This is a genomic window from Pseudomonas sp. TSRC2-2 (genome assembly GCF_049897785.1).
Lineage (GTDB): Bacteria > Pseudomonadota > Gammaproteobacteria > Pseudomonadales > Pseudomonadaceae > Aquipseudomonas.
Window position 1 is genome coordinate 290,835 of sequence record NZ_JAFCWZ010000006.1, and the last position, 14,275, is coordinate 305,109.

At 58.6% G+C, this 14,275-nt stretch carries 12 protein-coding genes and 1 pseudogene; 3 read left to right on the forward strand and 10 right to left on the reverse strand.

All coding sequences use genetic code 11. The annotated features are described in order from the left end of the window. Window positions 1-226: 226 nt before the first annotated feature. Window positions 227-1,714: a SulP family inorganic anion transporter gene (locus ACP7D9_RS14605; RefSeq protein WP_017735063.1), complete on the forward strand. Its 1,488-nt coding sequence runs from the start codon at window positions 227-229 to the stop codon at window positions 1,712-1,714. 11 nt (window positions 1,715-1,725) lie between these two features. Continuing rightward, a complete protein-coding gene (locus ACP7D9_RS14610) occupies window positions 1,726-2,577 on the forward strand; it encodes a universal stress protein (protein WP_017735064.1) in 852 nt (283 codons plus the stop codon). Window positions 2,578-2,679: 102 nt separating this feature from the next. Here ACP7D9_RS14610 and ACP7D9_RS14615 read toward each other — a convergent pair whose 3' ends face one another. The 3 genes from ACP7D9_RS14615 to ACP7D9_RS14625 are packed head-to-tail and all read right to left on the reverse strand — an operon-like array spanning window position 2,680 to window position 6,326. Beyond that, window positions 2,680-5,673, reverse strand: a complete 2,994-nt coding sequence (locus tag ACP7D9_RS14615) for a Tn3 family transposase (protein ID WP_024015052.1) — start codon at window positions 5,671-5,673, stop codon at window positions 2,680-2,682. 3 nt (window positions 5,674-5,676) lie between these two features. Further along, the gene (locus ACP7D9_RS14620; protein ID WP_017335986.1) at window positions 5,677-6,087 is read right to left on the reverse strand and encodes a putative toxin-antitoxin system toxin component, PIN family; all 411 of its coding nucleotides are present in this window, start codon (window positions 6,085-6,087) and stop codon (window positions 5,677-5,679) included. Then, window positions 6,087-6,326, reverse strand: coding sequence for a ribbon-helix-helix domain-containing protein (locus ACP7D9_RS14625; RefSeq protein WP_017335987.1), 240 nt, complete (start codon window positions 6,324-6,326; stop codon window positions 6,087-6,089). The genes ACP7D9_RS14620 and ACP7D9_RS14625 overlap by 1 nt, the downstream gene beginning before the upstream one ends. Before the next feature lie 201 nt (window positions 6,327-6,527). Between ACP7D9_RS14625 and ACP7D9_RS14630 the strand changes: the two genes are divergently transcribed. Continuing rightward, on the forward strand, window positions 6,528-7,445 hold the full coding sequence (locus ACP7D9_RS14630; RefSeq protein WP_017335988.1) for a recombinase family protein: 918 nt from the start codon (window positions 6,528-6,530) through the stop codon (window positions 7,443-7,445). A gap of 40 nt (window positions 7,446-7,485) precedes the next feature. Here ACP7D9_RS14630 and ACP7D9_RS14635 read toward each other — a convergent pair. The 7 genes and pseudogenes from ACP7D9_RS14635 to ACP7D9_RS14665 form a co-directional block, all read right to left on the reverse strand. Continuing rightward, window positions 7,486-10,098 (reverse strand): annotated as a pseudogene (locus ACP7D9_RS14635) (Tn3 family transposase); the annotation flags it as partial. A gap of 3 nt (window positions 10,099-10,101) precedes the next feature. After that, window positions 10,102-10,662, reverse strand: coding sequence for a recombinase family protein (locus ACP7D9_RS14640; RefSeq protein WP_014003957.1), 561 nt, complete (start codon window positions 10,660-10,662; stop codon window positions 10,102-10,104). Between the two features lie 2 nt (window positions 10,663-10,664). Continuing rightward, on the reverse strand, window positions 10,665-11,273 hold the full coding sequence (locus ACP7D9_RS14645; RefSeq protein ID WP_014003956.1) for a hypothetical protein: 609 nt from the start codon (window positions 11,271-11,273) through the stop codon (window positions 10,665-10,667). A 296-nt stretch (window positions 11,274-11,569) separates the two neighbouring features. Further along, window positions 11,570-12,136: an OsmC family protein gene (locus ACP7D9_RS14650; protein ID WP_004574805.1), complete on the reverse strand. Its 567-nt coding sequence runs from the start codon at window positions 12,134-12,136 to the stop codon at window positions 11,570-11,572. A 14-nt stretch (window positions 12,137-12,150) separates the two neighbouring features. Then, entirely contained in the window at window positions 12,151-12,927 is a 777-nt protein-coding gene (locus tag ACP7D9_RS14655) for an SDR family NAD(P)-dependent oxidoreductase (protein ID WP_004574804.1), read from the reverse strand. Window positions 12,928-12,986: 59 nt separating this feature from the next. After that, on the reverse strand, window positions 12,987-13,571 hold the full coding sequence (locus ACP7D9_RS14660; protein WP_004574803.1) for a TetR/AcrR family transcriptional regulator: 585 nt from the start codon (window positions 13,569-13,571) through the stop codon (window positions 12,987-12,989). After that, complete coding sequence (locus ACP7D9_RS14665) at window positions 13,568-14,248, reverse strand: cupin domain-containing protein (RefSeq protein WP_004574802.1); 681 nt, start codon at window positions 14,246-14,248, stop codon at window positions 13,568-13,570. The genes ACP7D9_RS14660 and ACP7D9_RS14665 overlap by 4 nt, the downstream gene beginning before the upstream one ends. Window positions 14,249-14,275 lie beyond the last annotated feature (27 nt).

The window sequence follows — 14,275 nt, forward strand, 5'->3', positions numbered from 1 at the left end:
CCAGCATGACTGTACTCCAAACGATCTACTGGCAGCCTACGCCGCCTTAGCGCTACGCCCCCTCGCAACATCTCGCTTCCGCTAGTTTCGCTCGCGGTCGCGTACTGCTGTATGCCCGGTTTTTACACCCAAGGCACACAGCCAAATAATCCTCACAACTTGAATTCGTATCGACGCGCTCGCCATCTGCCTGGTGTGCGTGTGGTGCATTGCCTTGGATATTCTGATGCTGCAATCGCTCAAACAAACGTGGTTTTCCAACGTCCGTGGAGACGTGCTCGCGGGGATCGTGGTCGCGCTCGCGCTGATCCCGGAGGCCATTGCTTTCTCTATCATTGCCGGCGTCGACCCCAAGGTCGGTCTCTACGCCTCCTTCTGTATCTGTGCTGTCATCGCCTTCGTCGGCGGTCGACCCGGCATGATCTCGGCAGCTACCGGTGCGATGGCACTGCTGATGGTCACCCTGGTAAAAGATCACGGGCTTCAGTATTTGCTGGCAGCCACCTTGCTCTGCGGGGCGCTTCAAATCCTCGCTGGATACCTGAAACTGGGCTCTCTGATGCGCTTTGTTTCGCGCTCGGTAGTCACAGGCTTTGTGAATGCATTGGCGATTCTGATTTTCATGGCGCAGTTACCTGAATTGACCAACGTGACCTGGCACGTTTACGCCATGACCGTAGTGGGCCTCGGAATAATCTATCTGTTTCCGTATGTACCGAAGATCGGCAAGCTGATTCCCTCGCCGCTGGTGTGCATCCTGGCCCTGACGGCCATTGCTATTTACCTCGGTCTGGATATCCGCACTGTGGGTGACATGGGCGAACTGCCGGACACGCTGCCGATTTTCCTGTGGCCTGAAGTCCCGCTGAACGTTGAAACTCTGCGCATCATCTTCCCGTACTCAGCCGCCTTGGCCGTAGTAGGTCTGCTTGAGTCCATGATGACCGCGACCATCGTCGACGATTTGACCGATACCACCAGCAACAAAAACCGTGAATGCAAGGGTCAAGGCATTGCCAACATCGCTGCCGGGATGCTCGGCGGTATGGCAGGCTGCGCCATGATCGGCCAGTCGATCATCAACGTGAAATCCGGTGGACGTACCCGTCTCTCCACATTGTGCGCGGGCATTTTCTTGCTGCTGATGGTCGTTTTCCTCGGCGAATGGCTCTCCAAGATCCCGATGGCTGCATTGGTTGCTGTGATGATCATGGTATCCATCGGCACCTTTAGCTGGGATTCCTTGCGCAATCTGAAAGAGCACCCACTGTCGACCAACCTCGTCATGGTCGCGACCGTTGTGGTGGTCGTGGCAACGCATAATCTGGCTTACGGCGTGTTGGTCGGCGTACTGCTGGCTTCGTTGTTCTTTGCGAACAAGGTCGGACATTACCTCGATATCAAGAGCAGTCTTGAAGAGACGGAGTCGCATCGGACTTACCGCGTGGTAGGCCAGGTGTTCTTCAGCTCGGCAGACAAGTTCACCGAAGTTTTTGACTTCAAGGAAGCGCTCAACAAGGTCACCATCGATCTGACACAGGCGCATTTCTGGGATATCACCGCCGTCGCCGCGCTGGATAAAGTGGTAATCAAGTTCCGTCGCGAGGGCGCCGAGGTTGAAGTGCTGGGTCTAAATGAGGCCAGCGCCACAATCGTTGACCGCTTTGGCGTGCATGACAAACCTGGCGCCATCGACAAGCTCATGAGCCACTAAGGAGATCGACAATGACCCACGTAATGGCATGTATTGATAACTCACAATCCTCATTGGCGGTCTGCGACTACGCAGCATGGGCGTCGCAGCGACTCAACGCGCCTCTTACCTTGCTTCACGTATTGGATGAAGAGAAATACCCAGCAGCAGCTGACCTAAGTGGAAATATTGGTCTCGGCAGTCGAGAGCATCTGCTGGAGGAGCTGGCTACATTGGATGCCCAACGCGCCAGACTCGCTCTGGAACAGGGCCAACACATGCTGGAAAAGGCCAGGGAGCGAACGGTCATTTCCGGCGCTGCGTTTCCTGAGCTGAAGCAGCGCCACGGACACTTGGTAGAAAGTCTGAGCGACCTTCAGGAGGATATTCGACTGTTGGTGATAGGAAGAGTGGGTGAAGACAACTCACGCAACGCGCACAGCCTTGGCAGCCAGATAGAAGCTGTAGTGCGAACAATTCACCGGCCTATCCTGATCACAGCCAACAGCTATAAAAAGCCCGAAAAGGTGATGCTCGCATTTGACGGCAGCTCCACAGCCTACAAAACCATCCAAATGTTTGCCGCCAGTTCGCTTTGCAAAGACTTGCCCATTCATCTTGTTACGGTCGGTGCAGATTCGGTGAGCAATCACGAGGCACTGGGAAAAGCACAAAGCATGCTTCTCTCGGCTGGCTTCCTAGTCCAAGCTGAAATCAGACAAGGTGAGGTGGAGTCGGCTCTGCACGATTATCAGACAGAGCACGGCATTGATCTGCTGGTCATGGGTGCCTATGGGCATTCACGCATCAGGCAGTTTTTGGTAGGAAGCACGACTACGACGATGCTTCGAACAGCCACCATGCCTGTATTGCTGCTGCGCTGAGATAACTCTCTAAGCCACAGTGTTTCTACTTATTGAGAAATGCTGTGGTCAATCCCATCTAAGCTATCTGACAACATAGCCCACTGAGTTCGACCTGCGCACCTAAATATCGTCGTCTGGATTACGCAGTGGCCGTAGCTCACCTCGGGCGACCTCTTCTGGTACCGCGAAGGAGTACCGTCCCAACATATTGATGTGCTCGAAGATCAGCGGCGACAAACGAGCCAGGTCTTCGTCCTGTACCGGGTAGCCGTGCTGCTTTAACCGCTCCACGGCAGCCGTCATGTAGAGGGTATTCCATAGCACAATGATATTTACCACCAGGCCCAGGGCACCGAGTTGATCCTCCTGGCCTTCTCGGTAGCGCTGGCGAAGCTCGCCTCGTTTGCCATGGAACACGGCGCGAGCCAGGCTGTGTCGGCCTTCGCCGCGATTCAGTTGGGTCAGGGTGGCGCGGCGCTTGGACTCATCATCAATGTAGGTCAACGTATGCAGGGTTTTCTCGATCCGTCCGAACTCTGCCAACGCCTGGGCCAGACGGGTCGGACGATCTCCCGTTTGTAGGGTGCGCATGATGCCTGTCGCCGGCACTCGGCCAAGTTTGAGTGAGCCAGCCAAACGCAACAGGTCATCCCAGTGCTCGGCGATCAGGTCGAGCTTGACTGACTGGCGAGCAAGTCCGTTGAGCTTGCCGTAATCCGCGTCCGGGCGGGTGCGCCAGAAGCGGGTACCGCCGACATCAGCCAGGCGCGGGCAGAAGTGATAACCGAGCAGACGGAATAACCCGAACACCACATCGCTGTAAGCACCGGTATCGGTCATGATTTGTGTGGGCTGCAATTCGGTCTGTTGTTCCAGCACAACCGCGAGCAATACTAGGCTGTCGCGCAGGGTGCCGGGCACCGTAATGGCGTTAAGACCGGAAAACTGGTCGGAGATCAGGTTGTACCAGGTGACGCCCCGGCCGGTACCGAAATACTTCGGGTTAGGGCCGGCATGTACGGTACGCACAGGTACGACAAAACGCATGCCATCGGCGGAGGCCACCTCGCCGCCGCCCCAGACCTGAGCCAGCTCCAGTTGACTCTGCGCAGCCACCAAAATGGCATTGGCTGCCGACAGGGTATCGTCACGGAGATAGTTCTGGCTCACCCAGGACAGCCGGTCACGGCGCAGCGCTTGGTTGTCGTTGCGAGTCAAGGGCTCCAGGCCGGTGTTACAGGCTCCTCCCAAGAGCACTGCGCACAAACTCGTCACCAAGTTGTCGGCCCGCGCATTGCGTTCGGACACATGGGTGAAGGCTTCAGTGAAGCCGGTACGAGCGGCGATTTCTAACAGGATTTCCGGCAAATCGACACGCGGCATCAAGTCGGCCACGGCTGCACGCAGTTGCAGCAACGAGTTGGGCTCTTCCAGCTTCTCCAGCGCTCCGAGGGACAGCTCGGTTTTGCCCTCTGTATTCTCACTCAACTGGATCGCAGGATTGTCGGGCAGGCGAGCGGCGACTGCGTACCAAGTCGCATCCAGCTCGGCAGACAAGGCGTCCAAGGTGGTTTTGGCGTTCACAGTCAGGCCCAGTGAGCGACAGATGATCGGTCGCGCCGACAGCCATTCTGCACCATCGAGCAGACCGATACGCGGGTCGGCATAGCGCCAACTGGGTGCAACAAAGACATCGCGGCGGCGTAGGGCCGTGCGTAGTGCATCAAGCGTGCAGAAGACATAGGCGCCCATGTCGAGGGAGCCATCTTCGCGAGTGATGTGGTTCTGCCAAGCCTTGGCCACGATCTCCTGCGGCACGTCATCCTCCGGCTTCCTGCGAGGCAAGTTCAGTTGCAACCAGTCCAAACTAGCCGCCACACCCTTACCCGCCGGGCTGAAGCCGAAGCGAATATGTTTCAATAAGTCAGGAAGGAAACGGCGCACGCTGCGGTAGCGCTCCTCCAGAGCGAGGTAAAACACATCGTTGGCCGGACGGATCAACGCATTGACCTCTTCCAGGGCTTTCTCCAGCGTGACACGTGGCAGGTCGTTGAACAGCCGGGCACGGACATTGTCATCGCTGATCGAGCTATCCAGCACGACCTTGCACGCAGCGGCGAGCATTGCCGCCGAGCGATCCAGGTCTTTTAGACTACGCAACCGAGCCTTCTTGTCAGCCTTCTCTGCGTTGTTGAAGATATCACGCAGTAGCGCTTCCAGAACTTCCAGAGCATCGTCGTGCGCACTGGCTTCCAAGGAAACCGCGAATGCCACCAACGTCGCCAACCGGCGCGACGCCGGCAGTCGATTGATGGCCGTGACCTTCGCGGTGTTGGCAAAGCGAGCCAGGGCGGCAATGCGGCTGGGAGGGATATGCGCAGCTGCCGGTAAGGCGATACCCAACCCGCGTACATCATCCAGCCGACGCAGCGCCCGAACCAGTGCAGGGCCACTGACCATCACCGGGCCGGAGCGTAGTTGATCCAGTCGGGAACTACGGTTGCCTTCGGCCACCAGAAGCAAGTCTTGTAGGTGCTGTCTTTGCTCCTCGGTCACGCTGCGGCCCAAGGTGTACCAGAGGCGTTCTTCAACCCGGCTACGCAGTTGGGCAATGAAGCGCTCTAACTGGGAAATTCCGGGCAATAGGACTTTCTGTGTGAGCAGCCATGAGGTAGCTCGTTCGAACAGCACGCCAGGACGATCAGTACCAGTCCAGCAAAGGGCATACAGCCATCGGCTCAAACGAAAGCCGATGCCTGGGTCAGTAAAGTGGCGATAGCCATAGCGCTCTTGAATATCGGCCGCATGTATCCAGCGACGATGATCGCTATAACGTACAAGACAGTCAGGGTCGGCGATTGCCAATTGCCGACAAAGCACAAGCAGGACTTCCACCGGCACAGCCGTGGGTTTGTCCGGCAAAACACCGACGAAGCGAACGGTAGTCAGCAGAACGGCATAGCCCAAGCGGTTATGGTTGCCCCGTAGTACCTGGACGGCTTCACGGTCTTCATCGCTCAGGTGGAAGTAGCGCTCCAGTTCATCACGGCTGGGCGCATCGATGTAGCGACCAAAGCCGTCGCGTTGCTCCTGAGTCAGAAAACCAACCGGCATCGATCACAGTACCTCGGCGCAGAACACGGCGGGGGTGACAATCCGCGTGCGTTCGATATGTCCGCGCTGCAAGAGGCCTGCGCGTCGATCACCGGTTACTAGGTAGTCCGCATTGCCCGCCAAAGCCATGGCCAGCAGAAAAGAGTCATCCGGATCATCGGCTTCAACCTCAATGGTCAACCGCTCCAATACCACGGCGCGTTGCAGGTTATTGATCATGGCCCCCACTTTGGCAGGCTGAAGGATGGCCTGAAGCTTGGGGTAACGACTGGCGCGACGAATTTCGTCGAGCTGTGCCCGTGAAGTCACCACCTCGAAGCGAGCTGAACGCCAGGCCCGATAGATCGCATCAGGAGACCCATGCGGTGAGATCAGCGCACTGAACAGAATGTTGGTATCCAATACAACCCGCATCAGCGCTTACGCGCCCAGTCGAGCGCTTCTTCAACCGCTTCGGTCAGTTCGGCCTCACTCAGATGGGCATTGGAAACCTTGGCCTGTTCGGCGCTCAGCTCCAGGATGTGTGCCCGCACCGCTTCTTCGATGAAGCGCGACAGGTCGCCCTTACGGCCACCGCCTTGGCTGGCCAGAAACATGCGAAGCGATTGGTCGGTGTCGGTGGAGACGGCGACGTTCCAGCGAGTGGTATTCATGACTTTTTCCAATGTTAGGTGTTTATGTGTTTATACACTCGATCCTCACTGCGCCGCAACGGTTCGATAAAACCCTCGTTTTATAGAACTTTAACGGAAGACCTGCCCAGCTCCGAGTTAGCCCATATTATGGTTTTAAATACTGGTATCGTTAATCAAGGTTCTATTTTCAATTTCTCTGTTGAGTAAACGGTACTTTTGATGAAAATTGGCTATGCGCGGGTGAGTACTCGGGATCAGAACGCCGACCTCCAGATCGATGCTCTGACAAAGGCAGGGTGCGAGCGGATCTATCAAGACGTTGCCAGCGGCTCAAAAAGCGCACGTCCGGAACTGGACAAATTATTGGTTCATGTACGGGCCGGTGATGCTGTGGTGATTTGGAAGCTGGATCGTCTAGGGCGCTCGCTCAAGCACCTGGTCGAACTGGTCGGTGAATTGGCCGCTCGTAACGTTGGCCTGCAAAGTCTGAATGACCCCATCGATACCACCCACGCGCAAGGCCGCTTTGTGTTCAACCTGTTCGCTTCATTGGCAGAGTTCGAACGTGAGTTGATTCGTGAGCGCACACAGGCAGGCTTGTCCGCTGCACGGTCACGTGGTCGAGTCGGTGGCCGCCCGAAGGGGCTGCCCGCTCAGGCGGAAGCGACCGCTATGGCCGCAGAAACGCTGTACCGAGAGGGTCGGTTAAGTGTGAGCGCCATTGGCAAGAAACTGCACATTTCCAAAAGCACGCTTTACCGCTACCTCCGGCATCGCGGCATAACGATCGGCGTACCCGCAAAAATCACCCAGCATCTCAACATCACGGTCCCACCGGCAGTGGACAATGCCGAACGGATCGCGACGGTCATATTGCGCCTGGCCGTCGAGAACAACAGCAAGTTCGTGCGTGGTAAAAAACGGGCACTGGAGAATATCGAGCGTTACTGCCTGGAACCTTACGGCATGAAGCTGCTTGAGTCGGGCAACTACGCGCTGAGCATTCCCTATCGCAACGATGAGGCACTGGATAAGACGGTACATGATCTGCTGACCGAGATCAGCCAAGAGGCCGAGATGCGTAATTGCTTTATCGAGGCAGATGCCTGGGAAGAGGGCTCTGAGCGGAGGTGGTAGGGCTTATGTTGGTTTTTGGTTCCATTGCTCCCCAAACCCCCAGTTCGACGCTTTGCAGCCAGTCGAGGATGAACAGGGTGCGTTCGATCCGGCCCAGCTCGCGCAGGGCCACGGCAAGGCCATTCTGGCGTGGATAGCTGCCGAGCTTTCGCAGCATCAGCGAGGCAGTGACGGTGCCCTGCTTGATCGAGCTGGCGAGGCGCAGGATGTCGTCCCAATGGGCGCGGACGTGCTTGATGTTCAGGGTGCCACCAACCATTGGGCGCAATGTCGGGTAGTCCTGGACGCTATTCGGCACATACAGCTTGGTTTCGCCGAGGTCGCGGATGCGCGGTGCGAAGCGGAAGCCCAGCAGGTGCATCAGGGCGAAGACGTGATCGGTGAAACCGGCCGTGTCGGTGTAGTGCTCCTCGATCCGCAAGTCGGACTCGTGGTACAGCAGGCCGTCGAGCACATAGGTGGAGTCACGCACGCCGACATTCACCACGCGGGTGCTGAACGGTGCGTACTGGTCGGAGATATGGGTGTAGAACAGTCGCCCCGGCTCGCTGCCGTACTTCGGGTTGACGTGCCCGGTGCTTTCGCCCCGGCCGCCCGCCCGGAAGCGCTGGCCATCGGAGGATGAGGTGGTGCCGTCGCCCCAGTGGGCGGCGAAGGCATGGCGGTACTGGTGGTTGACCAGCTCGGCCAGGGCCGCCGAATAGGTTTCGTCGCGGATGTGCCAGGCTTGCAGCCAGGACAGCTTGGCGTAGGTCAGGCCGGGGCTCGACTCGGCCATCTTGGTCAGCCCGAGGTTAATCGCATCGCCCAGGATTGCTGACAGCAGCAATGTCCTGTCTTTGGCCTCGGCACCGTCCTTCAGGTGGGTGAAGTGGCGGCTGAAACCCGTCCAGTCGTCCACATCCATCAGCAGTTCGGTGATCTTGATGCGCGGCAACAGCTGACTGGTCTGGTCGATCAGCGCCTGCGCGGTATTGGGCACCGCAGAATCCAGCGGGGTGATCTTCAGCCCGGACTCGGTGAGGATGGCATCGGGCAGCTCGTTGTCCTTGGCCAGCCGGGTTACGGTGGCCAACTGCTCGTCCAGCAGCTGTAAGCGCTCTTCCAGGTACTGGTCGCTGTTCGGGTTGATCGCCAGGGGCAGGGCCTGTTCCCGCTTGAGCGCGGCGAACTTCTCTGCCGGCAGCAGGTAGTCGTCGAAGTCGCGGAACTGCCGTGAACCCTTGACCCAGATGTCACCGGAGCGCAGGGCGTTCTTCAGCTCGGACAGCGCGCAGATTTCGTAGAAGCGTCGGTCGTGGCCTTCCGGGGTGATCACCAGCGGCTTCCAGCGCGGCTTGATGAAGGCGGTAGGGGCATCCGCCGGCACCTTGCGCAGGTTGTCGGCGTTCATCTCGCGCAGGGTCTGCACGGCCGCCAGCACGCCTTGCGCGGCCGGTGCAGCGCGCAGTTCCAGCACCTCCAGCAGGGCCGGCGTGTAACGGCGCAGGGTGGCGAAGTTCTCGCCGACCAGGTGTAGGTGGTCGAAGCCCTCCGGCCGGGCCAGCAGCTCGGCCTCGCTGACGCTCTCGGTGAATTCGTCCCAGGGAATCACCGCCTCGATGGCGGCGTACGGATCGCTGCCGTTTTCCTTTGCCTCCAGCAGAGCCTGGCCGATCTTCGAGTACAGGCGCACCTTGTCATTGATCGCCTTGCCCTGCTTCTGGAACTGCTGCTGATGCTTGTGCTTCGCGCCGCTGAACAGCTTGACCAGGATGCGGTCGTGCAGATCGACCAACTCATCAATCACAGTCGCGGTGCTCTCCAGCACTACGGCGGCCAGGGTCGCGTAGCGCCGCTGCGGCTCGAACTTGCCAAGGTCTTTGGGCGTCATCTGCCCCCCTTCGCGGGCCAGCTTGAGCAGGCGGTTCTGGTGGATGTGCCGGCCCAGCCCTTCGGGCAAGTCCACCAGCTGAAATGTCTTCAGCCGCTCGATGTGCTTAAGCATGTGCCGAGAGTTGGGTTTCAGCGGTGCCTGGCGCAGCCAGGTCAACCAGGTGATGCTGCTGCCGGCCTTGAGCTTCAGCAGTTCGTCCAGCTTGGCACGGTGCGAGTCCGTGAGTGGTTCGACCAGGGCGCGGTAGACCCGCCGATTAGCCCGCGCAATGGCCTCCGAGCAGGCCCGATCAATTACGCTCAGCGCCGGCAGGATGCGCCGCTTCTGCCGCAGGCTCTCCAGAGCCTGGCTGGCCAGCAGCAAGCCCTTGTCGGTCTGCTGGGCCAACTCGGTCAGCTCGCGCACGAGGTTGCGGAAGTCGGACAGGCCAAACGGGGCCAGTTGCAGGTAGGTGCGCAGTTCATGGGCGTGCTCGCGGCGGGTCACGTCGCGTTCGCCGTACTTCGCCCAACTCGCCGGGTCGGCCTGAACCTGCTTGGCCACCCACAGGATGACCGGCTCGGGCGGCTCGCTGTCGGTGCCCAACGCATAGCCGGGGTAGCGCAGCAGGCTGAGCTGCACCGCGAAGCCTAGGCGGTTGGCGTCGCCGCGCCGCTGGCGGATCAGCGACAGGTCGGAGTCGTTGAAGGTGTAGTAGCGGATCATGTCATCCTGGCTTTCTGGCAACGCAAGCAGGGTGTCCCGCTCCGTGGCCGAGAGGATCAAGCGACGCGGCATGTATCAGTCGTCCGTGCGGAGGTACTGGTAGAGGGTTTCCCGGCTGATGTTGAACTCGCGGGCAAGCTGCGCCTTGGGCTCGCCGGCCGTCGCTCGCTGCCGCAGGGTAGCAGCCTGCTCATCGGACAGGGCTTTCTTGCGGCCTCGGTACGCGCCACGCTGCTTGGCCAAGGCGATACCCTCACGCTGCCGCTCGCGGATCAGGGCGCGCTCGAACTCGGCGAAGGCACCCATCACCGACAGCATGAGGTTGGCCATCGGCGAGTCCTCGCCGGTGAAGACTAGGCCCTCTTTCAGGAATTCGATACGCACGCCGCGCTGGGTCAGCTTCTGCACAAGGCGGCGCAGGTCATCGAGGTTGCGCGCCAGGCGATCCATGCTGTGCACTACCACGGTGTCACCTTCGCGGACGAAGCTCAGCAGCGCTTCGAGCTGGGGGCGCTGAGTGTCCTTGCCCGAGGCCTTGTCGGTGAACACCTTGCTCACCTCGGTCTCCTCCAGCTGGCGTTCCGGGTTCTGGTCGAAGCTGCTGACCCGGACGTAGCCAATGCGATGTCCCTGCACGCCTACTGCTCCGCCGAGAAATGGCGCTCGGGCCAACGCCAACGGCGGATGCGCTCCCACAACACTTTGCCGCCAATCCCAACATCGTTCTTGTCGGGATCGAGATTGAGTAACAATGCCAGTCGAGCGATCGCGCTCTGCATCGGGTACATGTTCCCGTAGCCAGCGATCTTTCGCAGGATTTCATTCTCGCTCTTCTCTAACTCTTCGGGAGTATTGAAGGTGGTGGCATAGTCAGTGATCACTGCTGAAGCGGCATCCAAGGCGCTGTAGGTTTCTCGAAGCACTTCGAGCACTTCATGAGTGAGTGCCCCCAGCTCGACTTGGGTTCCATCCGGCAAGGTGGCGATCCCCTTCTCGAAAAAGATCACCCCGTCACGTAGATAAAGTGCCTGGAGGGCATCTACCCCAACGAACGACGGCGCGTCCTGGTCTACCGCAGGCCTGCCGAGAATGTGGCAATGCAAATGCAGGCTCGCGGCTCGAAGCAAACGCCGCGCCTCGGGAGTTGGTGGATTTATCCAAGGGTCTGCCTGCTCCCGCCGCCAGACAACCGTTCCCCACCACAGCCCGGCGACTACCAACCCTAATCCAACCCATAGAAAGGTCATCAGAACAACTCCGCGTTGAAGGTGAGCAAGGGGGCTAAGTGCACTTTCTGTTCCGTTGCGCCTCAAGCCCTGCTTTTGTCAGGCTGAAATCTATGACCTTTGCGGGCATGTGTCAAAGAATGCGAAAGAAGACTCTATTCTGACGGAGCTGCGCGGTTCTGCCTGACATCCAGTTAGGGTATACCTCAAATTGACACTGCGTATTCCAGAGAACGTGATGACGGAAGGTTGAACCTTCCGTCATAGCGCATCTGGTTTGGCCTCCCGTCAGCCAACCACGGGAAACACTGACTCGATCATTGGAGAATGGTCAGCTTGGCCTTGAGATCAATGGCTCTCGCGAAGTTGTGGTAATTCGGCGATGTTCGCTGCACCTGCGCGTGCAATGCTTTCAGCGCCGCCGAATCCGCCGACGACTCCATTTCGACCTCATACTCGACCTGGTCGTACCCTGGATTGATCCCAGGATCGATTCCAAGAAAACCTCTCAGATCGAGGCTTCCCTTCGTGCGGATAGTCAGCGATTGCAACTCGATGTTCATTGCCGCCGCATTTGCCGCGTAGGTTGCAGTCATGCATGCGTTCAACGCAGCCAGGATCAATTCTTGTGGATTAGCGGCCGTGTCGGTACCGAGCAATTCTGCCGGTTCGTCCGCGTCGATGACAAAGCCGCGCGCCAAGGCCGTGTCACCTAGTACGAGCGGCATGGTTCGCGCACGCGTCCGGGTGCCACCCTCCCAGGTTGTCACGACGCCGAACGTCGCGATGCCTGCGGCGGGCTTTGCTGCGACCTGATCTGCAAACTCACGCAATGCGCCGACGTTGATCCCGTTGCCGGGAGTTCCTTTAATGTTTGTGTTCATTTCTCGTTCCCCCATTATGTGTTACGCCCGGCCATCACGCCGCCGTCAACGTCCCAGATTGCGCCCGTCACCCATGCTGCCTTGTCCGACAACAGGAAGAGGATGACCTCGGCGACGTCTTGTGGCGTCCCAACCCTGCCGATTGGGTGGAAGCTGTTGAATCCCTGTAAGGCGCCATGAACCTCGGCCTTGGGTATGAATCCCTCGTAAATCGGCGTTTCGACAACCGCCGGAGAAACGGCATTGACCCTGATTTGTTTGGATGCCAGCTCCATCGCAAGGTGCTGGGTCAGCGAATGCAAACCTGCTTTTGCCATCGAATACGCGGACGACGGCGTAGCCGCAATCGCCTGCTTGCCCCACATCGAGCCGATGTTCACAATGGCGCCGGGACGCTCGCTGGCCACGAGATTGGCCACGACTTTTTGTGTGATGAAGAAGAACGCTTTATTCAACGTCAAATATTGTTCGTAATCACTTTCCGTGTGCTCAAGAAACGCCTTCGGGAAGAACACCCCAGCCGCGTTGACCAGAAGATTGATGTCCTTGTGGTGTTCATCGATGGTATGCAGGAGTCGCTTCACATCTTCGGCTCGCGAGAGATCGGCAGTCAGGGCGGTCACGGTGCCCAACGACGACAGCGCCTTGCGGGCCTCTTCGGCCTTGTCTTCACGGTGACCGACGATGACGACGCTTCCGCCTTGCTCAAGAACCATGCGGGCAGTTTGCAGTCCCATCCCGCTAGTGCCGCCGATGACCAACAACTTCTTGCCATTAAATTCAGTACTCATAATAATCTCCTTAACTACCAACTAAATGGTAGGGTTGTGTTGCAAAAAAAGTGCCGACCTCAGGTCAACACGGTGGAAAGAAAAGTGTTTCCAACTTCGGCCGGTCCGCGTGACGACCGCATGCCACGGCCCACCATCATCGAGCCTTCCAACGCGCACAAGAATGCCTCTGCGAGAGCCTCTGGGGTGGAATTCGAGGTGATCAGCGCGGCACGCTGACCATCGGCAACGACAAGAGTCAACCAGTCGAGATTGACTTTAAAGAATCGCTCGACCTCGCTCACAACGGCGTCCGGCAGCGAGTCCGACTCGGCACCCAACATGCCGCAGACACAAAGGCGCCGGTCCTTGGCGAAGGTGCGTTCGAAAAGTGCCGCATACGCAGTTAGCCTGTCAGGCGCTTTCGCATGCTGCCCTTCGATGCTCAGCAACTCCTCACGAAACCGGTGCGTGTAGCGCTGTGCGACCACGGCCACGAGTTCACCCTTCTTGGGAAAGTGGTGGTGGATACTTGGTTTTTTGATGCCTACCAACTGGGCCACGTCGTCGTATGAGAAGCCGTTGTAGCCGTGCTGCTGTACCAACCCTTCAGCGGCATCGACCACCCGCTCGGCGGTCGGCGAGATTTCGGAGAAATGCTTCATGCAAGCGCCTCATTTGATTCGGCGACTGGCAGGTGGCCTGTCTTGACCAGGATGGTGCAGCCTGTATTGCTGAAGGGACGGTGAGCACTCAAATGCGGACTGCGCATCCATGTGCCGGTAGGGTAGCTTCCGAACTCATCCTCAAAGACGCCTTCCAACACATAGATTTCTTCACCGCCGTAGTGACGATGCGAATTGAATCGTGTCCCCGGGGCCCAGCGCACCAAAGCCGTATGTTGTGTGTCGAACTCAGAAAGTGGCATCACCGACAGACCCGGCACGAGGCCTGGAAACCAGGGGCCGTTACGGGTGTCGACCACGGTGCGTTGGCTGTCGGCTAGATCAAGATGGCGCAGCTTGACGAACAACGTGCAACCCGTCGCGGAGCTCGGTGCATGCGAAGAACCTGGTGGATTCTTGATGTAAGTCCCAGGCCCGAAGGTCCCGGATTCGTCGCTGAATTCGCCGTCCAGGACCAGAATCTCCTCGCCCAAGTCGTGCTTATGATTTTCAAAAGCGGAGCCCGGCGCGTATCGCACGATCGAGGTGGCACGCGCCACTTCGTCGCCATCACGCTCCAGTAACTGGCGTTGAATCCCGGTCGCTGGCGAATCGACCCACTGTAAGCTTGAAGGCTCGACGACAACACGCTGCGAAAGATCTGAATTGAGTTTCATGGCTTTATTTCATCTACCGACTACTTG